Origin of the sequence: Bordetella genomosp. 5 (assembly GCF_002261315.1) — a bacterium.
Lineage (GTDB): Bacteria > Pseudomonadota > Gammaproteobacteria > Burkholderiales > Burkholderiaceae_B > Bordetella.
Map to the genome: position 1 here is coordinate 1 of NZ_NEVP01000013.1, position 25528 is coordinate 25528.

26 protein-coding genes are annotated in these 25528 nt (G+C 66.8%); 18 read left to right on the forward strand and 8 right to left on the reverse strand.

Annotated features, from left to right (window positions below):
* On the forward strand, positions 1-315 hold a 315-nt coding region (locus tag CAL25_RS24290), incomplete at its 5' end, for a hypothetical protein (RefSeq protein WP_170948571.1).
* Positions 316-398: 83 nt separating this feature from the next.
* Here CAL25_RS24290 and argE read toward each other — a convergent pair.
* Positions 399-1574 carry an acetylornithine deacetylase gene (gene argE, locus CAL25_RS21760; RefSeq protein WP_094803949.1) on the reverse strand — a complete coding sequence of 392 codons (1176 nt, stop codon included), beginning with the start codon at positions 1572-1574 and terminating at the stop codon, positions 399-401.
* A gap of 152 nt (positions 1575-1726) precedes the next feature.
* Positions 1727-2806, reverse strand: coding sequence for a hypothetical protein (locus tag CAL25_RS21765; RefSeq protein WP_094803951.1), 1080 nt, complete (start codon positions 2804-2806; stop codon positions 1727-1729).
* A gap of 287 nt (positions 2807-3093) precedes the next feature.
* On the opposite strand from CAL25_RS21765, the gene CAL25_RS21770 reads away from it, so the two are divergent.
* From CAL25_RS21770 to CAL25_RS21780, 3 genes are read left to right on the forward strand one after another with little or no spacing between them, the layout of a single operon-like run.
* The gene (locus CAL25_RS21770) at positions 3094-3630 is read left to right on the forward strand and encodes a PAAR domain-containing protein (protein ID WP_094803953.1); all 537 of its coding nucleotides are present in this window, start codon (positions 3094-3096) and stop codon (positions 3628-3630) included.
* Complete coding sequence (locus CAL25_RS21775; RefSeq protein ID WP_094803955.1) at positions 3627-4373, forward strand: VRR-NUC domain-containing protein; 747 nt, start codon at positions 3627-3629, stop codon at positions 4371-4373. Before CAL25_RS21770 ends, CAL25_RS21775 begins: the two co-directional genes overlap by 4 nt.
* Before the next feature lie 10 nt (positions 4374-4383).
* Positions 4384-5481: a type VI immunity family protein gene (locus CAL25_RS21780; protein WP_094803957.1), complete on the forward strand. Its 1098-nt coding sequence runs from the start codon at positions 4384-4386 to the stop codon at positions 5479-5481.
* Positions 5482-5533: 52 nt separating this feature from the next.
* On the opposite strand, the gene CAL25_RS21785 is transcribed toward CAL25_RS21780, so the two are convergent.
* From CAL25_RS21785 to CAL25_RS21800, 4 genes are read right to left on the reverse strand one after another with little or no spacing between them, the layout of a single operon-like run.
* Positions 5534-6307, reverse strand: coding sequence for a GntR family transcriptional regulator (locus CAL25_RS21785; RefSeq protein ID WP_094803959.1), 774 nt, complete (start codon positions 6305-6307; stop codon positions 5534-5536).
* 10 nt (positions 6308-6317) lie between these two features.
* Positions 6318-7928, reverse strand: coding sequence for an AMP-binding protein (locus CAL25_RS21790; RefSeq protein WP_094803960.1), 1611 nt, complete (start codon positions 7926-7928; stop codon positions 6318-6320).
* A 10-nt stretch (positions 7929-7938) separates the two neighbouring features.
* Positions 7939-8979, reverse strand: coding sequence for a cyclase family protein (locus CAL25_RS21795; protein ID WP_094803962.1), 1041 nt, complete (start codon positions 8977-8979; stop codon positions 7939-7941).
* Positions 8980-9019: 40 nt separating this feature from the next.
* Positions 9020-9739, reverse strand: coding sequence for an SDR family oxidoreductase (locus tag CAL25_RS21800; protein ID WP_094803964.1), 720 nt, complete (start codon positions 9737-9739; stop codon positions 9020-9022).
* A 199-nt stretch (positions 9740-9938) separates the two neighbouring features.
* On the opposite strand from CAL25_RS21800, the gene CAL25_RS21805 reads away from it, so the two are divergent.
* Positions 9939-10895 carry a Bug family tripartite tricarboxylate transporter substrate binding protein gene (locus CAL25_RS21805; protein WP_094803966.1) on the forward strand — a complete coding sequence of 319 codons (957 nt, stop codon included), beginning with the start codon at positions 9939-9941 and terminating at the stop codon, positions 10893-10895.
* Between the two features lie 137 nt (positions 10896-11032).
* Complete coding sequence (locus CAL25_RS21810; RefSeq protein ID WP_094803968.1) at positions 11033-11605, forward strand: hypothetical protein; 573 nt, start codon at positions 11033-11035, stop codon at positions 11603-11605.
* Here the strand turns inward: CAL25_RS21810 and CAL25_RS21815 are convergent.
* On the reverse strand, positions 11599-12261 hold the full coding sequence (locus tag CAL25_RS21815) for a hypothetical protein (RefSeq protein ID WP_094804037.1): 663 nt from the start codon (positions 12259-12261) through the stop codon (positions 11599-11601). The genes CAL25_RS21810 and CAL25_RS21815 overlap by 7 nt on opposite strands.
* Positions 12262-12804: 543 nt before the next feature.
* Between CAL25_RS21815 and mbhE the strand changes: the two genes are divergently transcribed.
* From mbhE to CAL25_RS21875, 12 genes are all read left to right on the forward strand, one after another.
* Positions 12805-15147, forward strand: a complete 2343-nt coding sequence (gene mbhE / locus CAL25_RS21820) for a hydrogen gas-evolving membrane-bound hydrogenase subunit E (protein ID WP_094803970.1) — start codon at positions 12805-12807, stop codon at positions 15145-15147.
* On the forward strand, positions 15144-15545 hold the full coding sequence (locus tag CAL25_RS21825; RefSeq protein ID WP_094803972.1) for an MnhB domain-containing protein: 402 nt from the start codon (positions 15144-15146) through the stop codon (positions 15543-15545). Before mbhE ends, CAL25_RS21825 begins: the two co-directional genes overlap by 4 nt.
* 9 nt (positions 15546-15554) lie before the next feature.
* Positions 15555-15962 (forward strand): sodium:proton antiporter, encoded by a 408-nt coding sequence (locus tag CAL25_RS21830; protein WP_094803974.1) that lies wholly within the window; start codon positions 15555-15557, stop codon positions 15960-15962.
* A gap of 5 nt (positions 15963-15967) precedes the next feature.
* Entirely contained in the window at positions 15968-17488 is a 1521-nt protein-coding gene (locus CAL25_RS21835) for a proton-conducting transporter membrane subunit (RefSeq protein ID WP_094803976.1), read from the forward strand.
* A complete protein-coding gene (locus CAL25_RS21840) occupies positions 17488-17826 on the forward strand; it encodes a Na+/H+ antiporter subunit E (RefSeq protein WP_094803978.1) in 339 nt (112 codons plus the stop codon). The genes CAL25_RS21835 and CAL25_RS21840 overlap by 1 nt, the downstream gene beginning before the upstream one ends.
* Positions 17823-18125 (forward strand): monovalent cation/H+ antiporter complex subunit F, encoded by a 303-nt coding sequence (locus CAL25_RS21845; protein WP_249279200.1) that lies wholly within the window; start codon positions 17823-17825, stop codon positions 18123-18125. Before CAL25_RS21840 ends, CAL25_RS21845 begins: the two co-directional genes overlap by 4 nt.
* Positions 18119-18481, forward strand: a complete 363-nt coding sequence (locus CAL25_RS21850; protein ID WP_212590929.1) for a cation:proton antiporter — start codon at positions 18119-18121, stop codon at positions 18479-18481. The genes CAL25_RS21845 and CAL25_RS21850 overlap by 7 nt, the downstream gene beginning before the upstream one ends.
* A gap of 340 nt (positions 18482-18821) precedes the next feature.
* The gene (gene phnD / locus CAL25_RS21855; protein WP_094803980.1) at positions 18822-19826 is read left to right on the forward strand and encodes a phosphate/phosphite/phosphonate ABC transporter substrate-binding protein; all 1005 of its coding nucleotides are present in this window, start codon (positions 18822-18824) and stop codon (positions 19824-19826) included.
* 2 nt (positions 19827-19828) lie between these two features.
* The gene (gene phnC, locus CAL25_RS21860) at positions 19829-20599 is read left to right on the forward strand and encodes a phosphonate ABC transporter ATP-binding protein (RefSeq protein WP_094803982.1); all 771 of its coding nucleotides are present in this window, start codon (positions 19829-19831) and stop codon (positions 20597-20599) included.
* Positions 20587-21459 carry a phosphonate ABC transporter, permease protein PhnE gene (gene phnE / locus CAL25_RS21865; protein ID WP_094803984.1) on the forward strand — a complete coding sequence of 291 codons (873 nt, stop codon included), beginning with the start codon at positions 20587-20589 and terminating at the stop codon, positions 21457-21459. The genes phnC and phnE (CAL25_RS21865) overlap by 13 nt, the downstream gene beginning before the upstream one ends.
* Complete coding sequence (gene phnE, locus CAL25_RS21870; protein ID WP_094803986.1) at positions 21456-22277, forward strand: phosphonate ABC transporter, permease protein PhnE; 822 nt, start codon at positions 21456-21458, stop codon at positions 22275-22277. Before phnE (CAL25_RS21865) ends, phnE (CAL25_RS21870) begins: the two co-directional genes overlap by 4 nt.
* A gap of 173 nt (positions 22278-22450) precedes the next feature.
* Positions 22451-24121: a CYTH and CHAD domain-containing protein gene (locus CAL25_RS21875; protein ID WP_094803988.1), complete on the forward strand. Its 1671-nt coding sequence runs from the start codon at positions 22451-22453 to the stop codon at positions 24119-24121.
* Positions 24122-24213: 92 nt separating this feature from the next.
* Here CAL25_RS21875 and ftsY read toward each other — a convergent pair whose 3' ends face one another.
* Positions 24214-25308, reverse strand: a complete 1095-nt coding sequence (gene ftsY / locus CAL25_RS21880; RefSeq protein WP_432759262.1) for a signal recognition particle-docking protein FtsY — start codon at positions 25306-25308, stop codon at positions 24214-24216.
* Positions 25309-25528: the final 220 nt, after the last annotated feature.

Sequence of the window (25528 nt, forward strand, 5' to 3'; positions counted from 1 at the left end):
ACGCCCGAGGCGATGTACCAGCCGCAATGTGCAGACCAACCGGTGCTGCAGATGCTTGCCAACACCATCCGGTCGGCCAACTCGCTCGACAACGCGATTCGCATGGGTTTCCATGACGTCAAGTCGGCCGACGGCCAAAACAAGAGCAAGGCGAAGGCCGCGAAACCGACGCTGACCTGCGAAGCGAGCGTGACGCTGGTGGATGAGCAAACGCTGATGCGCACCGACGCGCTCACGGTGCGCTACACCCTCGTGCCCACCGCCCAGCCGAACACGTACGCGCTGAACTTCCAGCCGGTGCGTAGTCGCAAGTAAGTGCGTCGAGCGTATCGCCTGGCGCGTGTTGCGGCCTCCCGCGACACGCGCCACCGGCGCGGGCATCGCTATGCCTCGATGTCTCAACCGCAGAGGTGCTGGATCAGCCCCGTCATCAGGCGATCGCAGGCCTCGATCTGGGATATCTCGACGTACTCGTCGGCCTTGTGCGCCACTTCGATGCTGCCCGGGCCGCACACCAGCACGGCGGTCTCGTTCCATTGTTGGCGAAACAGGCCCCCCTCGGTGCCGAACGCAACTTTGGTCAGCGTGGTGTCCGGTGGCAGCAGCGAGGCGAGCAATTGCACGGCCGGCGCGTCGTCGGGCGTCGACAGGCCCGGATAGGTATTGACCACCTGCACTTCCGGCAGCGCCGCCTCGGGCGAGGCGTTTGCGTCACGCATGCGGGACTGCGTGCGTTCCAGCACCCGCGCCAGGATCTCCGCGGGTTCGTCCTGAGCGACGTTGCGGATCTCGAAGTCGAGCTCGCATTCGGCGGGCACGATGTTGAGCGCCGTGCCGCCGCGGATCGTGCCCACGTGCACCGTGGAATACGGAATCGCGTAGCCCTCCTCGCGCGCGCCGTGCGCGGCCAGGTCTTGCTGTACATCGCGCAGGGCCGCGACAAAGTCGGCCGCGGTCTGGATGGCGTTCACGAAGTTGGGCGCGAGGCCTGAATGCCCTGCCTGTCCGCAGCACAGTGCGCGATAGGCCGCCTTGCCCTTGTGACCGGTGCCGATCTTCATCAGCGTAGGTTCGCCGACCACGCAGAGCGACGGCGCGGGGTTCAGGCCTTCGAGCGCGCGCAGCAGGTGCCGCACGCCCACGCAGCCGATTTCTTCATCGAACGACAGCGCCAACTGCAGCGGCCGCTTCAACGGCTGCTGCGCGGCGTGCACCATAGCCATCACGGCGCAGGCAACGAAGCCCTTCATGTCGGCCGCGCCACGGCCATAGATCCGCCCATCGCGCTCGGTCGCCTCGAAGGCGGGCGAGGTCCAGGGCTGGCCCACGACAGGTACGACGTCGGTGTGGCCGGACAGCATGATGCCCGGCTGATCGCCCGGCCCCACACTGGCGAAGAGATTGCAGCGCTTGGGGTCCTGGGGATCCGGCACGAGCCGCGACGCGATGCCGGCGGCCGCCAACACCTCCTGCACGCGCGCCATGAGACCGGCGTTCGGCGTGAGCGAGACAGACGGAAAGGCGATCAACTCGCGCAGCAGGTCCAGGCTGGTCGAAGGAATGGGTTGCGACATGAAGGTCTCTTCAAGAAAGGCGGCGAGCGCGGCGTCGGAAGGCGGGCTGGCGTAAGCAGGTGGGCCGCAGTGTAATGCCGCCAGCACATGCACATGCGACGTCTTCCGCATGCTCGAGGCGCCCGGACCGTCGCCACACAGCAAGCGGCGCCCTACTCCACCCGCAGCAGGTTGGGCGACGCGCCCGGGACCGACTTGGCGTGGATCTTGGGCGCGCGATAAACGAGATTGCGCAACGCGGCTTCGGTCTTCGTCATGCCGAAGGTCTTGAGCCCCGTGGCCTGACGAAACGACTGCAAGCTCGCCGGGAGGCGCTCGACGGTCAATGAGTCCAGCGAACACATCAGGTCATTCGCGAGGACCTGGCATGTGTTTTCCGCGAGTTTGGGTTGATCGGCCGGGAGCACAAACCCGTCGGTCAGCACCACGTCGCCTTCGGCCAGGGTGATCTCCGCGACGGGCGAGAATGAGAGTTCCGCATCGACGGCGGGAATCTCGATGACCTCGGCCACGCCGTCCTTGACGGCGCTGCGCGCGCTCATGCCCCAGCGAAACTCGCGCGCTTCTTCCGTGCATCCATCGCCCACCCGGAGCACCAGCGGGCAACCGGTCCCCATCCCGTCATCGCGCTTCATGGCCTGAGACCAGTGGCCTGTCTTGCGGTAATCCTTCATGTCGAACTCATTGAGCGCGGCAACGCCCGCCTTATCGACCGAGAGCCTGGCCGGCTTGTTCTGAGGCGCGGGCTCTCGCATCCCGGGCTGGATGTACGTGATGCGCGCGAGCCGATATCGGCCCGGCTGCACGGCGATCATTTGGTAGGTAATGGCGCCGTCGGTCATCTGGAACAGCGGGCCGGTATCCCAGGCTTCGCGTTTGTGCTTGCCGTAGCCGACCGAGATGGCATTGTGCTCGTTCACGTGATGAAGCCAGCGCATCTTCATGCTGCGCTGGCGCACAAAGTCCGCGCGCACGGAAGGATCATCGAAGTTGCGTGGCCCTTGCGCATCAAGATTGATGGTGGGGATCACGAGCAACGCCATGCCCATCTCGCGGGTATCGCCCAGAAACTCGTCGGCCCAGGCCCTTTGGCGCTCCGTACCTTCATCCCATAGCTCGGCGCGTGACTTGTTTTGTTCAGCTTCGGTTGGCGCCTCGGTCTGGGCATGCACGGCGCCATGGACACAAAGGCTGATCAGGCAAACGCGCATCAGCGCGGAGGTAAGCGGCATCGTTCGTTCCTTGTGGACTGGCAGAGGGACGGGCGTGTCGCCCCGGAGACTGCGCGCGTCGGGTCTCGCAAGACCGGGGCGCCTGGGCTGCGGCCGGGACAGCCGACATCTTATCGTCATCTGCCGCCCTGCCTCGCCCACGCCCCACCCGATACAAACCGGCGCGCCATGCTGCACAGCTTGTCCGCTTTGGTAAAAAACGCTCACGACCTTGTGATTGCGGCGCGTCGACCCGCGGATACACTACGGCCACTTTTTTCAGCCTGTAGCCAAAGAGGGCGCGAGCCGTGCAAAAAGCCGTGATCAGGGTCGGCGACAAGACAAGCCATGGCGGCACGGTCGTGACCGGCGACCCGACGCTCAACGTTTTTGGCCAGCTGGCCGCGCGCAAGGGCGACATGACGTCGTGCCCCAAATGCAAAGGCTCTTACCCCATCGTCGAGGGCACGCAGTCCACGGGCAGCGCGCAATGGCTCGCGCTCGAGGGCATGCGCACCGCCTGCGGCGCCACCCTCATCGCGAGCCAGCACTTCTGGACCGAGGCGCCCTCCGCGGGTGCGGGCGCCGGCGCGTCGAACGCGGGGCCGGGTACCGAGTACCAAGCCGGCGAAGACGGGACCGCCCCCTACCGCGGGCGCTTTCAGGTGATCGACGACAGCAGCCGCGAGCCGGTGGCTGGCCGCGCGTATCGAATCAACTCAATGAACGGCGCCACGGTCGAGGGCGAGACAGATGCCAACGGCCATACGAGCTGGGTGGCGGGCGACTCGCCGGACATGCTCTCGCTGACATTGCTGCCCCCGCCGAAGGAAGATGAAGCATGAGTGACGGCGCACCCAACGCCAGTGGCGGGACCTCGGGCGGACCCGGCACGACCACGCCCGCGGGTACCGGACTGAGCCAGCTATCGCCCACCGATCAATCGGTGCTGTGCAGTGCCATTTGCAAATGTCAGGCCGCGCCGGGTATCGGCAAGGATGGCCGCAGTCTCAATCAGGTCTGCTGCTCGGGCCGGCTCAAGCTGCTCGACGAGACGCTGTATGGCACGAGCCCGTACAAGCCCGAGGTGAACTACGACATGTCGCAGGAGCCGCCCGAGCCCATCATGGACGCCACCGATCCCTCGCGTGCGCACAACTGGCTGCCCGGCTGGATCCGCAAGTATTGGGACGACCCCGAGAAAGAGCGGCCGCCCTTCAAGCCCAACCGCGGCATGATCCGGCGTCCGGACGTGGTGATCGTGAACGATCCGAAGGCGCCACCCACGCAGGACAACATCCGCATGGTGGTGGAGATCAAGTTTCCGAACGACACGCCCGGCGAAGGCCAGATGGCCGCGTACACCCGTATTGCCGGCAACCCCGAAAAAGTGGTGCTGCTCGAGTCATCGGAGTGCGACTGCGGCGAAGTCGAACGGCGCGAAGCGGAGGCCGCGGAAAAGACCAAGTATGCTGCGCCTATCGCCGAAGCCCTCTATGAAATGCTGAGGATGTACACGCGTGGCCGTGTCCCGCCGCTGCCCGGACGCCGCGGCCCCAGCCCTGCCCCGGTGCCTGCCACCCCTTGAGCCCGACGCCATGACCGAATTCGATCCCAACATGAGTCCCGAAGCCTATGCCGCCGCGCTGCGCGGGAACGCGCGGGCGCAGCAGTTTCCGGGCGCGATGCTGATGTCCAAGGGCCCGCGCGATTACGTCGGCGCCGTCATCGCCATCACGGGCACGCTGTTCTTCAGCGGTGGCCATACCAAGGAGCGCCGCGAGGCCATCGCGCAGTGTTTCGACGCGTACCTGAAGCTCGCGACCGATAAGCTCACCTGGCTGTGGCGCAGCGAGCCGCCTTCGGGCCCGCCGTGCATGCCCTATGCCAAGGCCCCGGCGGTGCGCGATCTGCTCAAGGCGCTCGATAGCGACGAGGCCATCGATCTGCACTACAGCAGCGGCGTGAAGCGTCCCGACGCGGGCCCGTATTCGTTTTATGTGAACGCCGCGCCCGACTGGATGGCCAAGAAGGGCCTGCAGCTCGACGTGATGCGTTTCTCGCTGCCGCTCGCCGACGTGATCGAGCATCCCAAGGCATTCCAGGCGCTGTTCGTCATGTGCGCCGACCGGCTCGACGCCCATCACGGTCAGGGCGGCTTCGGCTTCGTGCTGTCGCCGTCAGAGTGGAATAGCGATCAGCCGACCGAGGCCTTCGTGTCGGAGCAGGCGCGCGGCGTGGACGTCGGCTCGCCCGCGTTCTCGGCGGCGCGCCTCAAGCCCAATCGCTTCAAGACCGTGTCGTGGCTCACCGCGATCAATCTCGACATGCTGACCGAAGCGGGCGGACTGACCGCGCTGCGCTCGGAACTCCCGCCCGACTGGTATGCGTTTTACGACTACGGCACCGGCATCGTGATCCAGGCGGGCAACGAACCCGACATCGCCGCCGTGGCGCTGGACGGGCAACCGCCGCAGTACGCGCTGACCAACGCGGCGCTGAAGGCCGTGCGCAGCGAAGACTTCTGGCTGCATCTGGCGGCCAGCGCAGCGGGCGAACCGCGCCTCACCGGTCTGAAGGGCGAAGCCTGGATTCAGCGCTTCGATGTGCCTGACGATGCCTTGCTCGACGTGAAGGCGCGCCTCCTGGATACGCCCAAGCTCGACGCGGCGCACCGGCTCGACAAGGCGCTGTAGACACGCGCGGCCCGGTCGGGCCAGGCCAGGCCAGGCCAGGCCCGCACCGCGCTCAACGCAGCAGGTCGAACTCCAGCTTCACGAACTTGGTGGGAAACTCCAGCCGCGCGAAGTAGATCAGCCGCGACGCGTCGCAGGCATAGCGGCGCACTTCCGCAACGCTGTCACCGACAGTCATGTTGAGGGCCCGCGCCGACGCGATACCCGCGCCGGCGATCGTGATCTTCTGCCGCGCCGCGTGCAGGGCGAGATCCGGAATCCGCGCGATCACCGAGGCGGCCGCCGACTTCAGAAATGCCGATCGGTGAGCCTTGAACAAATCCTCGGCCACGAACACGTCGCTATAGCAGACCGGCACGCCGTCCTTCACATGCAGGCGGCACATATGACGATATGCGCGAGCGAAGGCGCCGTCGTAGTGCATGCCCAGCTCGGGCAGCTCGGCCAGGGCATCGGCGCGTTCGAAGATGCTCTCGGTGCCCAGCACATCGCTGAGCGCCACCGTCTCGTCCCAGTTGGACGGGATCTGCAGCTCGGCCACGGTGGGAATCTTGGCCTGCACGAAGGTGCCGATGCCGCGCCCGCGCCGGATGTAGCCTTCGTCTTCGAGGATGCCGATCGCGTTGCGGATGGTCATGCGCGCCACGCGATACTGGGCCATCAGCTCCTCCAGCGAGGGGATCTGCGCGCCCGGCGCCCATTTTCCTTGTGCGATATTGCTGCGGAACTCGGCCACCAGCTGCAGATAGATGGGCTGCTTGCTGCGTGACAGCACCTCGGAGGCGTGGGCCTTGGGCAGGGCCGGGGATTTCGGGCGATTGGGCATGTGCGGGATTCTACGGCCTGGCGCGCGCCGCCTCGTCGAGCAGGGCCTGCGCTTTCTCTCGCAAGGCGTGCTTCTGCACCTTGTTGGAATTGGCACTCTGCACCATCGGGAACTGCGCCACCAGAACGACCCGCTCCGGCACCTTGAATTTGGCCATCGCGGCACGGCAGGTCTGGATGATCTCCGCTTCGTGCAGCGTCGCATCGGGCTGCGGGATGACGAAGGCCACCGGCACCGTCTTGCCCCCGAGCTGCGCGCCCACGACCTGCACCGCCTGCACGCCCGCGATCGATCGGATGAACGCCTCGATCTCCATCGGATTGACCAGGAACCCCGCCAGGCGCAGGTGCTCGCCATCGCGCCCCTGGAAGATGAATGCGTGCTCCGACAAGGTAAAACCGAGGTCGCCGGTACGGAAATAGCCGTCCGCCCGTATCGCCTTGCGGGTGGCGTCGGGGTCGTCCAGATACTCGCTCATGAGACTGGGCGCCTTGATCTCGATTTGCCCGATGGCGCCGTGCGGCAGCACCGCCCCCGAGTCCGGGTCGACCGCACGCACGCGGGCGTCGCCTGCGGCCAGCGTGCCCCCCGCGACCCGGCGATACTGCCAGTCCGCGTCCAGCCGCTGGCCGGCCACCAGCGCCTGGAGCTCGCTCGAGCCATACAGCCCGGTAATCGGCATCCCCGCCTGCAGCGCGCGCTCGGGCAGATCGTCCATCGAAGGCGAAAAGCTGGCGTAGCCCACATAGCGCAGCGACGGAAACGGGCGCTGCTCAGCGGGCGCGGCTTGCAGCAGCAGGCCGATGAGCTCGTTGTTGGCGAAGGTGTGCGTGACGCCATACTCGCGGATCTGCCGAACGGTTGTGTGCGCATCGAACACTGCCAGCGACACCAGCGTGGCGCCCGGCACCAGACCGGCCAGCATGGTGGAGAACCCGAACGCGCCGCACAGAGGGGCAGCCAGCAGCACCACGCTGTCGGCCGAGGTGCCATAGGCCTCGGCCGCAATCCTGCCGTGCTGCGTGAGCCCGCGCTGCCGATGCAGCACCAGCTTGGGTGCCGAGGTGGTGCCCGACGTCGTGTACACCAGTGCTCCGTCGTCGCCCTGGCCAGGATCCGGGATCGCCGCGCCGCCCGGCACGACATCCTCGTTGCACAGCGCCGTCAGGCACAGGCCGGGCCACTCGGCGCGCAGCGGCTCCAGATCCGGCGCCTGGCCCGCCACGAACACGCCGGACAGGCGGGAGATCGCCGCGGGATCTACGCGCTTCAGGATGTCGACGAAGGGCAGGCCCTTGAACGCCGGCCAGAACGCGAGCCACCGGCATTGCCCGCGCGTGAGCAATTGGCCGACCTCATGCTCCTTGAAGCGCGTGTTGACGGCCACCACGATGATGCCCAGCCGGGCGCAAGCGAGGAACGTCACCAGCCAGGCAAGGCAGTTGGGCATCCACAGCGCCAGGCGATCGCCGCGCACCGCGCCTTGCGAGGCCATCAAGGCAGCCACGCGATCGACCTCGCGCCGCAAGCCGGCGTAATCGATCGTTTGCTCGGGATCGCGGAAGGCGACACGCCCGGGCGCCGACTCGGCATGACGTGAAAGCAGCGAGTAGAAGTCCACGCGTATCTCCTCAGATCGTGGCCACCGGCGTGACGGGCGAGCCGACCGCACCCGGCAGACGCAGCGGTGGCGCGGTCAGCAGGAAGCGGTGCCGCTCGTCTGCATGGAGCGCCTGCGCCAGGTCCTTCAGGTACCAGAGTTCGGCTAGCGGCAATCCGAGCTTGAAGAGGCAATGGTGGTGCAGCGGCAGCAGGGATTTCTTGCCCGGACGTTCGCGCGCGGGATAGGCCTCGACGGCGTAGTTGTCGGCGCAGATGGCGGCGATGCCGCTCTCGGTGATCCAGTTCAGCAGTTTCTCGTCGGCGCCGTCCAGGACGCAGCACGCCTGATGCAGCCGCTCGGCGTCGGGTTGCCCGCCCATCTCGGTAATGAGCTCGGCGAAGCCCGTGCGCAGCACGAGCATGTCGCCACGCTCGATGGTGATGCCCTCCTGCGTCAGGATATGTGCCAGCTCGGCATAGCCGATCAGCTTGCGCTCGCGGCCGTAGTAACGCGTGAAGTCGACCAGCACGCCGCGGCCCTGCATGCCGTTCACCGCGAAGTTCTCGATGCCGAGCTTGAGCGCGCCCATGGCGTGCCCGCCGCCGCAGCAGTCCTCGTGCTCGGCGCCCTGCCCGGCATCCAGAATGTCCGTGCCCGCCGCAAAGCCGTTGTAGTAGACCTTGCGCGGCTCGCCTGCGCCGTCCACATCGAACATCGCGCCCACATGCGCCAGCGCATCCCATTGAGTGGAGTACTGCAGCGACATCACCACCTGGTCGTCGCTCAGGATATCGATCGACGACGGATCCAGCTGCTCCATCGGGAAGTTCATATACGGCACCCCGTCTCGCTCGGTGCCGGACAGGCGCGGCGGCTTGCGGCGCGGATTCAGCGCCATGCCGCCGGGCAGGTCCAGCGGCAGCGAGAGGCAGAATGCACGCCCCTGCTTCACCTCCTGCACACCCTTGAGCACCTGTTCGGGCCCCAGCAGATTGATGCGGCCGAGCTGATCGTTCTCACCGAAATCGCCCCAGGTCGACCCTTCGGGCCGCTTCGTCCAACGTTTCATCGCGTGTCTCTCTGTCTCGTGTTTTGCGGGGATAGCGGGACTACGCGGCCCCGATGGAAAGACCGCCGCACACATAGTGCGTCTGCCCGGTCACGAAGCCGCAGCGGGGGTCCATGAAATAGGCGGCCGCGTGCGCCACCTCGTCGGGCCGGCCCACTCTGCGCAAGGGAATGCCGGCAAGCAGGGTCTGGGTGTGGACGTCCGAGGGATCGTTCACGCCCGCGAAAAACTCGGTCTGAATCGGGCCCGGCGCGATCGCATTGACGGTGATGCCGTGCTCGGCCAGCTCCAGCGCCCACGTCCGCGTCATGCCGATCAGCCCTGCCTTGGTCATGCTGTAGACCGAGCGGCCACGCTTGCCCAGCGCCGCGCGCGAGGCGATGTTGATCACGCGCCCTGCCCGCGCCGCCCGCATTCCCGGCGCCAGGGCCTGGGTGAAGCGAATGGCGGTCTCCACGTTGAGCTGCACGGCCTCGTGCAGGTCGGCAAGGCTGATGTCTTCGAGATTGGCGATCGGGACGATGCCGACGTTGTTGACCAGCCCATAGAACGGCTGGTCGCTCAACGCGCTCAGCGCGCGCTCGATCGCGCTGTTGTCGGCCAGGTCGGCCGTAATGAATTCGATCCCGGGCGGCAGATCGTCGGGCCGCGTGCGGGCCACGCCCACCACGGCATAGCCATCGCCCGACAGGCGTTCGCAGATGGCGCGCCCGATGCCTTTGCTGGCGCCGGTGACCAGTACCCGTCGTTGCTCTTTCATCGTGTCTCCTCGGCCTTTTCTACGGGAAGGCCATGACGGCGAGCGTAAGCCGCGCGCCGCGCCGCGACCATTAGTACAAACATCTATATATATGAACTATTGCCCGTGACACAGTGGCTCCGACCGGAAAAGGTCCGCGTCGGGCCGGCTTTGCATCGCAACGCCGGCCCCGGCGATGAAAAACCTAGGAGACAAACTCATGAAACTGGCATCCGTATGGCGCCTGGCCGCGTTGTTGAGCGCCGCCCATGTCCTGACCCCGGCGGTGGCCGCCGACTACCCGCAGCATCCGATCTCGCTGGTGGTAGGCTACGGCGCGGGCGGCGGCACCGACGTCTGCAACCGCACGCTCGCCATGGACGTGGCCAAGCACGTCGGCCAGCCTCTCGTGATCGAGAACCGACCCGGCGCGGGATCCTCACTCTCGGTGAGCTACATCATTCGCCAGCGCCCCGACGGCTACAGCATCGCCTCGCTCTCGACGGGCGGACTGTTGAATCAGGTCCTGACGCCCAGCCTCAAGTACGACGTGACCACGGATCTCACGCCCATTGCCCTGGTGGCGCAGTATCAGGTCGGTCTGCTGGTGCGCGCCGACTCGCCGCACAAGTCCTTCGCGGATCTGGTGGCCGCGTCCAAGCGCAAGCGTGGTCTGAGCTACAGCACGGCCGGTATCGGCACGCCGCAGCACCTCACCTCGGAGCGGCTGGCGCAGGAGATCGGCACGCAATGGACGCACGTGCCTTACAAGAGCGGTCCGGAGGCCATCACGGCGCTGATGCGGGGCGACGTGGAATTCATGGCGCAGACGGCCGAGTGGGTGCCCTATGTGCGCGACGGCCGCCTGAGACTGCTGGCGGTTTATACCGAAGATCGCATGAAGGGATTCGACGCGCCCACGCTCAAGGAGCTCGGCCATGATCTGGTCGCACCCAGCATTCTCGGCATCGCCGGGCCCAAGAATATGGAGCCGGCCGTCGTCACCCAGCTGCAGAATGCGTTCAGGCTCGCCACGCAGACGCCGGCGTTCGAGAACTGTGCGGATCAGTTCGGCCTGAAGGTGGACTACCGCGACGCCAAGGCGTTCGGCGCCTACCTCGACGACACGCTCACGACGTGGCGGCCTTTGCTCGAGAAATTTGCCGTGAAGGAGTAAGCCGCGCGGCGAGGTGCGCGGCAGTCGGGAGTCACGCCCCGGGGCACATGCCGTTATTCGGCGGATTGACCCCGCGGGCGCGCTCCTACACTGGGTTTTTCTGGCGGTGCAGACCGCCTCGAGTGCCCGAGAATCGCATGCAGTCCTTGCCGCAACAGCCGCCCACCGACACGCCCCGCGCTCGCACCGACGCCGGCGCGCTGACCAGCATGATGATCCTGGCGATCGTCAGCCTGTTGCTGATTCAGCCCTTCTTCGGCCTGGCCTTCGGGCTCCAGACCGCCCGGGCGCTGATCGCGATCACGCCCGATGCCGCGACGGTGAGCAGTGTCGCGATGGCGCTCGCAGTACTTGCCGCCGGACTGAGCGTCGGGGCTGGTGTGATGATGATCGTGTGGCGCAAGCCCGTCACGCGCCGCGTGATCCTGGCCGCGGCCTGGCTGGGCGGGCCGCTTCTGACGGCGACGCTGCAACTGTTCCTGCTGGGGCACCTGGGCCAACCCTGGACCGGCATTTTCGAGGGCGACATGGCATCGGCAAGCGCGCACATGCTGGTTCAGGCCATCGTGATCACGCTGTATGTCGTGTACTCGCGCGACATGCGGGCCAGGTTCTGTATGCCGCAAGCGGCATCACGCGCGCCCGGCGAGCAGGCGGGCGAGCCGCCGATCCGATCGACGGCCACCCCCGCGACACTCGACGATCAATAGTAGATATCGACGTAGTCGGTCAGACGATCGCATTCGGTCATCTGCTGCAGGCGCCAGTACTTGCGCTTGCCGGTGGCACGGAACTCATAGTCTCCGGTGCGCTCGCAGCGACGGCCCTTGTCAGGCACGTCCACGATCAGGATCGTGCCGCGGAAGGTGAAGCGGTCCGCCGAGATCGACAGCACTTCGCCCTTGAGCTTGAGCGAGCCCTTGTCGGTGGCGTAGCCGCCATCCAGACGGACCACGCCATTGTCATCCACCGCGTTGAGCTTGCCGCGCGCATCCGTCCAGAACCATTGCAGGCCGATGCCGCTGTTGTTCAGCAGGCGCTCGTAGGCCGCGTCGTCCTTGACCACCGTGCGCTGGCCCGACTGACCGGCGGGCGCCTGGGTTCGCGGTTGGGCCTGGGGTTGGGCTTGGGGTTGGCCTTGTGCAGGGGCCTGGCCCGAGCTCTGCGTCGGGGCACGCGAGGGCAGCCGATCGGGACTCGGCGCGCTGGCCGGCGCCGCGGTACCCGCGCCGCCACGCGGCGGCAGATCGGCCTGGGCCGAGACCGTGCCCGTCGCCGTCAGGGCAATGCCGAGGGCCAGCGCCTGAAGGCCTGCCGTCCACGTCTTTCCGGGTCGAGCTAACGCGCGATGTGGATTCTTTTGCATGATGAGTAAAAAAGAGAGGGGAAAAGGCACCGCCATCGGAGCTCACTGAGGCAGTCCGCCATGCCGGCGCCATGACCCGGCGCCAGCGCGGGGCTAACTTAGCATGCATAGCGCGCGCCTGGGCGCGCGGCGGTTGCAGTCTGAAGCATCAGACACAACCTTCACGACGACACCAAGCCCTCCGGTCTGCACCCTATGGTTTCAGCCGGTAGTCAGCTACTGCAGAATCCGTTAGACTTTTGCCTGGGTTTCGGTCTCATGTTGAGGCCGGGAGGTTCTTAGCGTTGGTCGGGCCGCCAATGTGGGCTGTTGACGACCCATGAACCTTCGATGCCTCCGGCGTCTGCCGGCTGTTACTCCTTTTGCCCTCCGCATGCCTTCCCGCGATCGACGATCCGGAAGCGCGTCGCATTTCTCCCGTTCCCCCTTCTGTCATTTCGCCAGCAACGCCGCCATCCTGATCGCTCAGGGATTGGCCGGGCGTCGCGCCGTGTCGTCTGAACGACCCACGCGCGCGCGCTGCGTGCGCTTCGGAGAGTTCCTTTGCATCTAGCCGCCGCACTGCTCCTCGCATGGGCGGGCGCACTGGTGGGCTGGCGCGCCGCCACGCTGTCAGGCGCCGTCACCCGCTACCTTCCCGCCCTTCTGCCGTTCCTCCTGTTCGTGCATTTCGCCCAGCATGCGCCCGGCATCGCGGCTGGCGCCGTCGTCCACGAAACCTGGGCGTGGGTGCCCGCGCTCGACGTCGACCTCGCGCTCAGACTGGACGGGTTCTCCCTGCTGTTCGCGCTGCTCATCACGGGCATCGGCACGCTGGTGTCGATCTACGCAACCGCCTATTTTTCCGACGCGCCGCGGCGTGAGAACGCGCGGTTCATGTTTCTCATCCTCGCGTTCATGGCGGCGATGCTGGGCACCGTGCTGTCCGACAACTTGATCGTCATGTTCGTGTTCTGGGAAGCCACGAGCCTGCTGTCGTTCATGCTCATCGGCTTCGAGCGCCATCGGGCCGACGCACGCAAGGCGGCCCTGCAATCGCTGCTCGTGACAGGCGCGGGCGGCCTGGCGCTGTTCGGCGGGATCCTGCTCATCGGCCTGGCGGTCGACACGTACTCGCTGTCGCTGATCGCCGAGCGCATCGAGACACTGGTGGCCGGTCCGCTGCTGGTGCCCGCGATCGTGCTGGTCATGCTCGGCTGCTTCACCAAGTCGGCGCAGTTTCCGTTCCATTTCTGGCTGCCGCAGGCCATGGCCGCGCCCACGCCTGCGTCGGCATACCTGCATTCGGCCACGATGGTGAAGCTGGGCGTGTATCTGCTCGCCCGCTTCGACAGCCTGCTCCAGAGCGTGCATTGGTATGGCGACACGCTGACGGTCGTCGGCATGGCGACCATGCTGGTTGCCGCGCTGCATGCCGTGCGGGCCACCGGATACAAGGCGGTGCTGGCGCAGTCCACGGTGGCCTCGCTCGGCATTCTGGTGATGCTGATCGGCTTGCGCGGTCCGGTGCCCGCCATGGCCGTCTGCGGCTTCATCATCGCGCACGCCTTCTACAAGGCAGCGCTGTTCTTCTGTGCGGGCACGGCCATTCACGCCACGCACATCAGCGAGCTGCGCAAGCTGGGCGGCCTGGCGCGGTTCCTGCCCTACACGGCCTGCGCGGTCGTGCTGGCCAGCATGTCGATGGCGGGCTTTCCCCCGTTCGTCGGCTTCATCTCCAAGGAGTATTTGTTCGAGGCGCAGCTGGGCAGCGACTGGAACGCGATTCCGGTGATCGTTGCCGTGATCGTCAACAGCGTCATGGTGGCGACCGCCGCGGTCGTGTCGCTGCGCCCGTTCTTCCTGTCGCGTAATCGGCCGAAGTCGATCCACCACGGCGAAACGCCGGGGCTCCTGGCGGGCCCGCTCACGCTGGGCGTGCTGGGCATCTGCGCCGGTCTGGCGCCGGGGTTCTTCTCTTACTACGTGCTCAACCCCGCCGCGTCGGCCTTGCACGGCGCGGCCACCACGCTACCCTTCTCTCTCTGGCACGGCCTCACGCCCATGCTGGCACTGAGCGGGCTGGTCATCACGCTGGGCGCGCTGCTCGCCTGGCACTGGGACCGCCTGCACCACGCGCTCGAGCGCTCGCCGCTGTTCGGCCGGTTCAACGCCGGCAAGACCTACCAGCGCACCGTCGACGGCATCCTCTCGGTCGCCCGGGCCTCGACGGCGCAACTGCAGAACGGCGACATGCGCCGGTACACGCTGATCACCGTCATCGCGCTGCTCGGCATCATGGCGTGGGCGATGGCGCGTTCCGGCGGTGCCTGGACGCTGTCGCCTGCCGGCACCGTGCTGGTGCTACCGACCGCGCTGCTGCTGTTCGGCGTGGTTGGCGGCCTCGTGGCGGCCCGGACGCAGAAGATTCTCGTGGGGCTGGTCGGCGTCGGCATCGTCGGCTATGGCTCGGCGCTTTTCTTCCTGCTGCACGGCGCGCCGGACCTCGCACTCACGCAGTTTGCGGTCGAGACCCTCGTCCTGATCGTGCTGATGGCGGTGATGGTGCGCCTGCCCGAGCGGGCGGAAGGCCGCCGCGAACCCCGCGAGCGACGCACGGACGCTGTCCTCGCCATCGTCTTCGGCGTGGTGGTGTTCGTGGCGCTGTTCAGCATGCTGTCCCTGCCCTTCGACACGCGCCTCTCCGACTTCTTCGGCGCCACGAGCCTGCTCGAGGCCCATGGACGCAATGTCGTAAACGTCATCATCGTCGACTACCGGGCGCTGGATACCTTGGGCGAGATCGCCGTCGTGGGCTTCGCCACACTCGGCGTGTGGGGCCTGTTGCGGGGAATCAATCGCAAGCCCGCCAGTGCGTCCCGTAGCCACGGAGGCCCGCAGAAATGAAGTCTTTGATTTTTTCCGCGACCGCCCGGCTGCTGTTCTGGGCAATGTTGACGGCGTCGGTCGTCATTCTCTGGCGTGGCCACAACGAGCCCGGCGGCGGATTCGTGGGCGGCCTGGTCGCCGCGATGGCGGTCTCGCTGGTTGCGCTCTCGGATGGCGCAGCCGCCGCCCGCAGACGGCTGCGGGTGCATCCCGCCGTGCTGGCGGGCGCGGGCGTCTTCATGGCCGTATTGAGCGGCTTGCCCGGCATCGCGGCGGGCGCCGGATTCCTGACGCATCAGTGGCTCATCTTCGACAACGGCTTCAAGCTCGGCACCACGCTGCTTTTCGACATCGGGGTGTATTGCACAGTGATGGGCGGCATGCTGTGCCTGGTCCTGCGCCTCTATGACGAATAAGGGGAAACAATGAATCTCATCTATGCCGGTGGCGTCGCCGCCATCATGGCGATCGGCCTCTACCTCATGCTGTCTCGCAACGTCGTGCGCGTGATCTACGGTGTCATGCTGATCTCCGCCGCCGTGAACCTCGTGATATTCCTGGCGGGCCGGATCGGTGAACTCGCGCCGCCCGTGATGGCGCTCGACCAGACCGCATTGGGCGACGCGTCGGCGAATCCGCTGCCGCAAGCGCTCGTGCTGACCGCCATCGTCATCGGGTTTTCGCTCGTGTCGTTCGCGATCGCGCTGGCGCTGCGCATCCACCGCCGCTTCGGCACGCTGGACGGCCGGGCGCTGACCGCCGCCGAAGCGCTCGGCAGCGCCGCCACCGAGCGCACGCCCGCGCACCGACGCGCGCGGGGGGCCGACGCGTGAAAGACATGCTGTTCAATCACCCCGTTCTCTGGCCGGTCTTCATTCCGCTCATCGGCGCGGCGCTCTGCATGATGCTCTGGCGCAGGCCGGCTGCGCAGCGCCTCGTCCAGCTCATTGCGCTGGCCCTCATGCTGCTGGCGTCGCTCGCGTTGCTGCGCGCCGTCATGGCCGAGGGTGTCATCGCGCTCACCTTCGGCGGCTGGGACGCGCCGTTCGGCATCAGCTTCGTCGCCGACCGGCTAGGCGCGGCGATGGTCACCGTGACGGGCATTCTCGCGGTCGCGGTCGGCGTCTTCGGCATGGCGGCCACTCACCGCAGGCACGTGCACAACGGCGTCTATCCCTTGTTGCTGGGCCTGCTCACCGCCGTCAATGGCGCCTTCCTGACGGGCGACATCTTCAACCTGTACGTCTGGTTTGAGATCATGCTGATCACGGCGATGGGGCTGCTCGTGATCGACAAGAGCCGTGCACAGCTGGACGGCGCGCTCAAATACGCCGCGCTGAATCTGCTGAGCACGCTGCTGTTTCTGCTGGCGATCGCCATCCTGTACGGCGTGACGGGCACGCTGAACATGGCGGACCTCGCGCGCGTGCTGCCGAACACGGACAACAGCCTTGCCCTGGCCGCGTCCTCGGCCTTGTTCCTGGTGGGCTTCGGCATCAAGGCCGGCTACTTTCCGATGTTCTTCTGGCTGCCCGCGTCGTATCACACGATGTCGATCGGCATCCTGGCCATCTTTGCCGGCCTGCTGACCAAAGTCGGCGTGTATGCCTGTTTCCGGGTCTTCACGCTGCTCTTCGCCGGCGGCGAGGCCATGCGTGAAATCATCGCGATCATGGCGGCCGGCACCATGCTGTTCGGCGTTTTCGGCGCCGCCGTGCAATGGGATGTGCGACGCATTCTGTCGTTTCACATCATCAGCCAGATCGGCTACATCCTGCTGGGGCTGGCGCTCGGCACCGCGGCCGCCATGGCCGGTGCGATCTTCTACGTAATCCACCACATCATCGTCAAGGCGAACCTGTTCCTGATCGCTGGCGCCATGCATCGTGTGTCGGGCACCTACGATCTCCGCCGCTCTGGCAGCCTGCAGCGGCGGTTTCCGTTGCTCGCGCTGCTGTTCGCCATTCCGGCGCTGTCGCTGGCCGGCATCCCTCCGCTGTCGGGGTTCTGGGCCAAGTTTCTGGTCATCGACGCGGCATTCGAAGCCAGTTCCGGATGGCTTGCCGCGACGGGCCTGTTCGTCGGCCTGCTCACCATCTTCTCGATGAGCAAGATCTGGACCGAAGCCTTCTGGAAGAACGCGCCCATCGAGCGAACGCGCGAGCGACGTGTGCCGACGGCCATGATCTGCGCCATCTCGGCGCTGGCGCTCATCACGCTGACGATCGGGCTGATGCCCGAGCCCTTGATCGCGTTCTCGCAGCGCGCCGCCGATGCCTTGATGAACCCTGCCGGCTACATCGACGCGACGCTCGCGGGCGCGTCGATGAGTCTGTCCAATCCAGGAGGCGCGCTTTGATGTCGAACCTGCCTCGTCGAATGCTGGCCTGCCTGAAGCTGTCCGGCATCTTCATCCGGGAGTTGCTGCTGTCCTCCTGGTCCGTCGCGCGCGCTGCCTTCGCCAAGGAGCAGCGCCTGCAACCGGCCGTCATCCGCTATCCGCTGCGCGTGCGTTCCGATCTCGGCATCGCGACGCTCGCGAACCTGATCTCGCTCACGCCCGGCACGACCTCCCTGCAAGTGAGCGGGGACCGCACGGGCCTCTTTATTCACTGCCTGGATGCCGCCTCGCCCGACGAGATCATCGAGGGCATACGCAAGGCTTTCGAGAACACCATTCTGGAGATCGAACGATGATGGACCTGCTCGATCAGCTGGATCACGCTCGCCAATGGATGTCGCAGGCGTTGCTGATTCTGCTCTGCATTCCGTTGGGCCTGACGCTCTACCGGCTGCTCTCTGGCCCCAGTCACGCCGACCGCTTCGTGGCGCTGGACATGCTGACAGGCGTGGCCGTCACCGGCGCGGCGCTGGCCATGGGCGCGCTGGGCTACCGCGAGTACCTGGATGTGGCCCTGGGACTGGCGGTGTTCGGCTTCCTGGGCACATGCGCACTTGCCGCATTCATCGAACGCAGGGGGAAACAGGCATGCTAGAGCTGGTCATGAAACTGGCCGGGATGCTTTTGCAGATCGCGGGCTTCATATTCCTGATCGCGGCCGCGGTGGGCTTGCTGCGCTTCAGCGATCCGCTGCAGCGCATGCATGCGTCCACCAAGGCAGGAACCATCGGCGCGGGGCTGACCGTGGCCGGCGTGGCGCTGGGCAGCGGCAACGGGCTGGCCATCGCGATCGCGGCACTGACCGTGCTGTTCCTGATCTTCACGGTGCCGGTCGCGGGCCATCTGCTCGGACGCGCCATTTATTTCTCCGGCGAACCGCTGCTCGGGCTGGAGGGCCGGGATGCCCTGCACGACGGCGGCCCAACGCTGAAAGAGGATCGCGGCGCGTAGCCGTCATGCCGCCGCGCGTTGCTCGACGGCCGCGACCGAGGACACGCCACTGCCTCCAGAGCCATCAGTTGGAAGTGATGCGGTATCCGCATGGCACTTCGCACGCGTCCCACCTGACGAGCGCCACGCGAGCACAGGCGAATGCCGAGATCGGCCGAAACCTCACCTTTTCTGTTCACCCGAACCTGTCTCGCACCTGAAAACGAACACAAAACGAACATTTCGAACAAAACGCGAAAATAAACACAGGGGATTTCCCAGGTTTATTGCGCGTTTTTTTGTGTTTGAATAGCAAGCAAACATCAAATACTTGTCACCAAAGAGACACAGGAGACTACCCATGCAAGCCAAGCGCCTGCTCGCAGCCGCCGCATTCACCACGTTCGCCCTGGGCGCGCACTCCGCGTTCGCCGCCGACACGTGCAGCAACCGCGGCGATCTGGACACGATGTTCTGCGATGCCAACAACGATCTGGTCGCCGATCCCCCCACGGACGCCTCCAAGCTCAAGACGCCGTCGACGCTGGTGTTCACCTACACCCCGGTCGAAGACCCGGCGGTCTACGAAGACATCTTCAAGCCCTTCACCAAGCATCTGGCGCAGTGCACGGGCAAGCGCGTGGTGTTCTATCAAGTGCAAAGCAACGCGGCTGAAATCGAAGCCATGCGCTCGGGTCGTCTGCATGTCGGCGGCTTCTCCACCGGCCCCACCGCTTTCGCGGTGAACATTGCCGGCGCGGTGCCGTTCGCGGTCAAGGGCTACGCCGATGGCTTCCAGGGCTACAACCTGATCGTCATCGTCAAGAAAGACAGCCCCTACCAGAAGCTCACCGACCTGAAGGGCAAGAAGCTCGCGCACACGGCGCCTTCGTCGAACTCGGGTCACATGGCGCCGGTCGCCCTGTTCCCGCGTGAAGGCCTCACGCCCGACAAGGACTACAAGGTGCTGTTCTCGGGCAAGCACGATCAATCGGTCATGGGCGTGAACTCCGGCGACTACGACGCCGCCGCCGTGGCATCGGACGTGTTCCACCGCATGGCGTCGCGTGGCCAGATCAAGGAAGAAGATTTCCGCATCATCTACACCAGCGAGAAATTCCCCACCTCGTCGTTCGCCTACGCGCACGACCTGGAGCCGAAGTTCCGCGACCAGATGCTCAAGTGCTTCTACGACTACCGCTTCCCCGATGAAATGAAGAAGGCGTTCGATGGCGCCGACCGTTTCTACCCGGTCACCTACCAAAAGGACTGGGCCATCGTGCGCGAAGTCGCCGAATCCGGCGGCGAGAAGTTCAACCGCGCGGCCTACGATCGTGAGTCCGCCAAGAGCAAGGGCAAGCAGTAAGCATGGCAACGTCTCTTCGCATTTCCGGCCTGGTTAAGGAATACCGGGCCGGCACGCCGGTGCTCAATGGCATCGATATTCATGTGGCGGGCCAGGGCCTGACCGCGATCATCGGGCCTTCGGGCACCGGCAAGAGCACGCTGCTGCGCTGCGTTAACCGCCTGATCGAACCCACCCGCGGTGAGATCGTGCTGGAAGGCGCCGACGGCACCGTCGACCTGGCCCGCGTGCGCGGCCAGGCGCTGCGCCGTGCGCGTCGCCGCATCGGCATGGTGTTCCAGGAATACAACCTGGTCGAACGCCTGACCGTGATGGAAAACCTGCTCACCGGCCGGCTCGGCTACACCTCGGCGCTCAGCGCCTGGATGCGCCGCTTCGAGGCCGCCGACATCGAGCGCGCCTACCAGTTGCTCGACACCGTGGGTCTGGCCGGCTTTGCCGATCAGCGCGCCGACGCCCTGTCGGGCGGCCAGCGCCAGCGCGTGGGCATCGCCCGCGCCCTGATGCAAGGTCCGCAGCTGCTGCTGGCTGACGAGCCCACCTCGTCGCTCGATCCCAAGACCTCCGTCGAGATCATGGAGCTGCTCACCGCACAGGGCAGCGCCAACGGCATTCCGGTGCTGGTCAACATCCACGACGTCGAACTCGCACGCCGCTATGCCACGCGCATCATCGGCATGTCGGGCGGCCGCGTGGTGTACGACGGCGATGGACAAGGGCTGGACGCCAACATGCTCAAGTCCATCTACGGAGGCGAGTCATGGCTGCAGTGATACCGGCCGGCGCCCGCCGGCCGTTCGCGCTGTCGTGGCAAACGCGCACGATCGCGCTGCTGGTCTTTCTGTATGCGGTGTATGCCGCGCTGCAGCTCGATGTCAGTCCCGCGCGCGTTCGCGCCGGCCTCGATCATGCCGGCACGTTCCTCGCGCGGATGTTCCCGCCAAACTTCGAAAAGCCCGACACGCTGATCAAAGGCATCGTAGAGAGCCTCGAGATCGCCGTGCTGGCCTCGGTGCTGGGCATCTTCCTGGCCCTGCCCGTGGGCCTGCTGGGCGCGCGCAACCTGATGCCCGCCTGGGTGTCGTGGCCGGCCCGCGCCATCGTCGCACTGTGCCGCTCGCTGCATCCGGTGATCGTGGCCATCCTGTTCGTCAAGGCCGTGGGCTTTGGCGCGCTGGCCGGCATTCTCGCGCTCACCGTCGCGTCGATCGGCTTCATCGGCAAGCTCTTCACCGAATCGATCGAAGAAATCTCGCTCAAGCAGGTCGAGGCCGTGCGCGCCACCGGCGCCTCGTTCGTCAACGTGATCACGTTCGGCGTGCTGCCGCAGGTGTTCGCGCGCTTCGTCGGCTTCGCCACCTATCAGTTCGACTCGAACCTGCGCAACTCCACCATGGTGGGGATCGTGGGCGCGGGCGGTGTGGGCGGCACGCTGTTCTCGGCGTTCCAGCGATTCGACTACGACTTCGTGTCGGCCATCCTGCTCACGCTGATCGCCATCATCATGCTGGGTGAAATCCTGGCGGGTGTCGTGCGCGCCGTGCTGCTGGACAACCTGGGCTTCGACCGCATCCTGCAACGCCGCATGGCCGCCGCACGCGGCCTCGGCAGCAGCAACGGAGGCAAGCCATGACCGCGAGCACCGCAATGCCCGCGGCCGGCACGCCGCGCACCTGGGAACGCTATACGTTCGGTCAGCGCATGCTGCGATTCGCACTGTATCTGGTGCTGGTCGTGGCCGTGGTGCAGGCCGCGCGTGGGGTGGAGATCATCCCCGAGTTCCTGTACGACGCCCCCGAACAGATGGGCGACCTGCTGTCGCGCATGTGGCCGGTGGATTGGGGCTATTACTGGGAAGGCGTGCACGCGCCGCTGGTCGAAACCCTGCACATCGCCACGCTCGGTACGCTGCTGTCGATCGTGCTGGCCGTGCCGGTGGGCCTGCTCGCCGCGCACAACCTCACGCCCAGCCGCACCATCAACCAGCTCGCGCGCCTGATCCTGGTGTCGAGCCGGTCGGTCAACTCGCTGGTGTGGGCGCTGCTCTTCATCGCCATCTTCGGACCCGGCGCGCTGGCGGGCACGCTCGCCATCGCGTTCCGGTCGATCGGCTTCGTGGGCAAGCTGGTGGGTGAAGCGATCGAGGGCGCCTCGCGCGGCCCGATCGAAGCGCTCACGGCCACGGGCGCCAGCAAGGGCGCGGTGATCTGGTATGGCTACTGGCCGCAGATCCGGCCGGCGTTCTGGTCCATCGTGCTGCTGCGCTGGGATATCAACGTGCGCGAGTCCGCGGTGCTGGGTCTCGTGGGCGCAGGGGGTATAGGCATGGCGCTCGATACGGCGCTGAACCTGTTCCAGTGGGATCGTGTCGCACTGGTGCTCGCGGCGATCTTCGCCGTGGTGGTGGTCGCCGAGATCGTCATCACCCAGGCTCGCCGACGCATCTTGTAACCAAATCGCGATATCGTCCGGACGACAAGGCCGCCCTCTGGGGCGGCCTTGTTTTTTGCGGCGATTTAAGCGCGCGCAAGGCCCGCGACCCGTATTTCGGATTTATGACAGGTCATCACTGATCTGGCATGGCACCATTACTATCCCTGGTTTTGTCTGTGGGCAGTGCCGTCATGTCAGAACAAGAGTTGAAGCTACACGTCCCGGCCTCGGCCACCGCGGCGATACGCCGTGAGCTCGGTCAACGCCAATCCAGCCGCATCCGGCTACGGGCCTTGTACTTCGACACGCCCGAACGCGAACTGGTCCACGCACGCATCGCGCTGCGGCTGCGCCAGGAAGGCCGCCAATGGGTGCAGACGGTCAAGATGCCGGGCGCCAACGCCATCACGCGCATCGAGCTCAATCACCCTCGCCCCGGCCCGGTGCTGGACCTGTCGCTGTACGCCGGCACCGAAGTCGGCGACGCGCTGGCCCGCATCCAGGGCGAACTCGGCGTGCGCTACGAAACCGATGTGTCGCGCCAGCTCTGTAAGCTTCGCAGCCGCTACGGCACGGTCGAAGTCGCGCTCGATACCGGCCTGCTGCGCGCGGGCGCGCTGGAACTGCCGATCTCCGAAATCGAATTCGAGCTGGTCTCGGGCCGCCCCGAAGCGATCTTCGCCGTGGGCCGGCAATGGCAGAAGCGCCATGGCCTGGTCCTCGACGTGCGCAGCAAATCCGAACGCGGCGACGCGCTGGCCGAAATGGCGCAGACGCTCGCCAACCTGCCCGACGGCGACGAGGCCGAGGCGGCGCGTAAAGAGGCCGTGAGCCGCTTCTGGGCGCCGCGGGGAGCACGCAGCGTGAAGCTGCGCCCGGAGCAGGACGCCGTGCAGGCGCTCACGACGATCGCGGGCGAATGCCTCGAACAGATCGTGCGCAACGCCGCGGCACTGGCCGAGGTCGACACCGCCGGCGTGTACGCCGCCGGTTCGCCCGAACACGTGCACCAGCTGCGCGTGGGCATGCGACGCCTGCGCTCCGCCTGGAAGCTGTTCGAAGGGTGGGTCGCGCCGCCTGCCGCCACGCTCGATGCCGGCATCCGCGAATACTTCGGCGCCTTCGGCGCGAGCCGCGACCAGGACGTGCTGGCCGATACGGTCGTGCCGCTGCTCGAGCGCGCGGGCATGCCACCGATCCCGGCCGAGCCTGTCGCGCGCGGCGCCGACGCCCATGCGCTGGCCGCAAGCCCCGCCTTCCAGGCCTGGCTGCTGGAGTTGTTCGAATGGAGCATGAATATCGCGCCGCCGCCCCCCGCGGCGGAAAGTGAAGCCTCGCAGCCGGCGGCCGCCGACGGTGCAGCCCCCTCAGCCTCGGTGCCGGCCGATGACGAGCACGGCGCCAGCGAGCGCATCGTGCCCACCATCATCCGCCTGAATGCGGGCAGCACCGAGGCCGAGGCGCCCGCCGCGCCGGCGCTGTCGCGGCTGCTCGCCAAGCGTCTGCGCCGCTGGCACAAGTCGGTCGCCAAGGATGGCCTGCGCTTCAGCGAACTCGATCTCGAAAGCCGCCACGAACTGCGCAAGCGCGGCAAGCGCCTGCGCTACAGCCTGTCGTTCGCCGAATCGCTGTTGCCGGCCACGCGTCTGCGCACCTACCGCAAGCAGCTGGCCCATGTGCAGGAGCTGCTGGGCGAGATCAACGATCTGGCGGTGGCTGCCGAGCATTACCGCACCCAGACCGACGCACATCCGCAGGCCTGGTTCGCGCTCGGCTGGATCGCGGCGCGCCTCGAAACGCTGGTGGCGCAGGCCCAGCCCTCGTTCGACGCGCTGGCCCACGCCAAGCCGTTCTGGAAGTGAGCAGGACGCCAGCGCGCCGCGCTGGCGTCCAATGCAAAACAGGCCGTCAATCTGCATTGACGGCCTGTTTTGCTTGATCGGTACGCGCGGGGTCAGTCGGCCAGCAAGGCGGCGGCGAACTCGGACGCGACGAACGGCTGCAGGTCTTCGAGGCCTTCGCCCACGCCGATCCAGTAGACCGGCACGGGGCGCACGCCCTGGCTGCCGGCGGCCACCGCGGCCAGCGTGCCGCCCTTGGCGGTGCCGTCGAGCTTGGTCACGACCAGGCCGGTGACATTGATCGCGGCGTCGAATGCGCGAATCTGCGTGAGCACGTTCTGCCCCGTGTTGCCGTCGACGACGAGGATCACCTCGTGCGGCGCCTCGGCGTCGGCCTTGCCGATCACGCGGCGGATCTTCTTGAGCTCTTCCATCAGGTGCAGCTGCGTGGGCAGACGGCCGGCCGTGTCGACCATGACCACGCCCGTGCCACGCGCGCGGCCCGCATTGACGGCGTCGAAAGCCACGGCGGCGGGGTCACCGCCCTCCTGCGCGATCACGGTGACGTTATTGCGGCTGCCCCACTCCATCAATTGCTCGCGGGCGGCGGCGCGGAAGGTGTCGCCGGCGGCCAGCAGCACGGTGGCGCCCTGCCGCTGGAAGGCATTGGCCAGCTTGCCGATCGAGGTGGTTTTGCCGGCGCCGTTCACGCCCGCGATCATCACCACCAGCGGCGTTTTGCGCTTGAGATCGAAACCACGCTCGAGCGGACGCAGGTGCTCGGTCAGCAGATCGCGCAGCGCGTCCTTGACCTTGGCCGGGTCTTCGATGCGCTCTTTCTTGACCCGCGCGCGCAGCGCGGTGAGCAGCTTTTCGGTGGCCTCGATGCCCGCGTCGGCCATGATCAACGCCGACTCGAGCTCTTCGAACAGGTTTTCGTCGACCTTCACGCCGACGAACAGGCCGCCCAGGCTCTGGCCGGTGCGCGACAGGCCCTGCTTCAGGCGCGACAGCCACGACGCCTTCTTGGGGGCCGCGGCGGGCTCCGCCACGGGCTCGGGCTGCGGCGCGACTGCGGCCGGGACAGGGGCCAGCGCCGGTGCCGGCGTCGGCACAGGCATCGGCGGCACCGGGATCGGCGGCACGGGCTCGGGCGCCGGCGGCGCGGGCGGGGGCTTAGGCGTGGGCGTGGGCGTGGGGACCGGCACCGGCTCGGGCGCCGGCGCGATGGGCGGCGCCACCTGCACCGGCGCGGCGGGCGCGGGGGCGGGCGCGGCCGGCACAGGTGCGGGCGTCGGCGCGACGGCGGCGGGCGCAGCCGGCGCAGGTGCGGCCTGCACAGGCGCGGGTGTCGGCGCGAAGGCGATGGGCGCAGCCGGCGCAGGTGCCGCCGGCACAGGCGCGGGCGTCGGCGCGAAGGCGGTCGGC

What these genes read in the sequence shown, in the direction of transcription:
- argE (WP_094803949.1), bottom strand. Translation starts at nt 1,574, where the DNA reads ATGTCGCAACCCATTCCTTCGACCAGCCTGGACCTGCTGCGCGAGTTG.
- CAL25_RS21765 (WP_094803951.1), bottom strand. Translation starts at nt 2,806, where the DNA reads ATGCCGCTTACCTCCGCGCTGATGCGCGTTTGCCTGATCAGCCTTTGT.
- CAL25_RS21775 (WP_094803955.1), top strand. Translation starts at nt 3,627, where the DNA reads ATGAGTGACGGCGCACCCAACGCCAGTGGCGGGACCTCGGGCGGACCC.
- CAL25_RS21780 (WP_094803957.1), top strand. Translation starts at nt 4,384, where the DNA reads ATGACCGAATTCGATCCCAACATGAGTCCCGAAGCCTATGCCGCCGCG.
- CAL25_RS21785 (WP_094803959.1), bottom strand. Translation starts at nt 6,307, where the DNA reads ATGCCCAATCGCCCGAAATCCCCGGCCCTGCCCAAGGCCCACGCCTCC.
- CAL25_RS21795 (WP_094803962.1), bottom strand. Translation starts at nt 8,979, where the DNA reads ATGAAACGTTGGACGAAGCGGCCCGAAGGGTCGACCTGGGGCGATTTC.
- CAL25_RS21800 (WP_094803964.1), bottom strand. Translation starts at nt 9,739, where the DNA reads ATGAAAGAGCAACGACGGGTACTGGTCACCGGCGCCAGCAAAGGCATC.
- CAL25_RS21805 (WP_094803966.1), top strand. Translation starts at nt 9,939, where the DNA reads ATGAAACTGGCATCCGTATGGCGCCTGGCCGCGTTGTTGAGCGCCGCC.
- CAL25_RS21810 (WP_094803968.1), top strand. Translation starts at nt 11,033, where the DNA reads ATGCAGTCCTTGCCGCAACAGCCGCCCACCGACACGCCCCGCGCTCGC.
- CAL25_RS21815 (WP_094804037.1), bottom strand. Translation starts at nt 12,261, where the DNA reads ATGCAAAAGAATCCACATCGCGCGTTAGCTCGACCCGGAAAGACGTGG.
- CAL25_RS21825 (WP_094803972.1), top strand. Translation starts at nt 15,144, where the DNA reads ATGAAGTCTTTGATTTTTTCCGCGACCGCCCGGCTGCTGTTCTGGGCA.
- CAL25_RS21830 (WP_094803974.1), top strand. Translation starts at nt 15,555, where the DNA reads ATGAATCTCATCTATGCCGGTGGCGTCGCCGCCATCATGGCGATCGGC.
- CAL25_RS21835 (WP_094803976.1), top strand. Translation starts at nt 15,968, where the DNA reads ATGCTGTTCAATCACCCCGTTCTCTGGCCGGTCTTCATTCCGCTCATC.
- CAL25_RS21840 (WP_094803978.1), top strand. Translation starts at nt 17,488, where the DNA reads ATGTCGAACCTGCCTCGTCGAATGCTGGCCTGCCTGAAGCTGTCCGGC.
- CAL25_RS21845 (WP_249279200.1), top strand. Translation starts at nt 17,823, where the DNA reads ATGATGGACCTGCTCGATCAGCTGGATCACGCTCGCCAATGGATGTCG.
- CAL25_RS21850 (WP_212590929.1), top strand. Translation starts at nt 18,119, where the DNA reads ATGCTAGAGCTGGTCATGAAACTGGCCGGGATGCTTTTGCAGATCGCG.
- phnD (WP_094803980.1), top strand. Translation starts at nt 18,822, where the DNA reads ATGCAAGCCAAGCGCCTGCTCGCAGCCGCCGCATTCACCACGTTCGCC.
- phnC (WP_094803982.1), top strand. Translation starts at nt 19,829, where the DNA reads ATGGCAACGTCTCTTCGCATTTCCGGCCTGGTTAAGGAATACCGGGCC.
- phnE (WP_094803984.1), top strand. Translation starts at nt 20,587, where the DNA reads ATGGCTGCAGTGATACCGGCCGGCGCCCGCCGGCCGTTCGCGCTGTCG.
- phnE (WP_094803986.1), top strand. Translation starts at nt 21,456, where the DNA reads ATGACCGCGAGCACCGCAATGCCCGCGGCCGGCACGCCGCGCACCTGG.
- CAL25_RS21875 (WP_094803988.1), top strand. Translation starts at nt 22,451, where the DNA reads ATGTCAGAACAAGAGTTGAAGCTACACGTCCCGGCCTCGGCCACCGCG.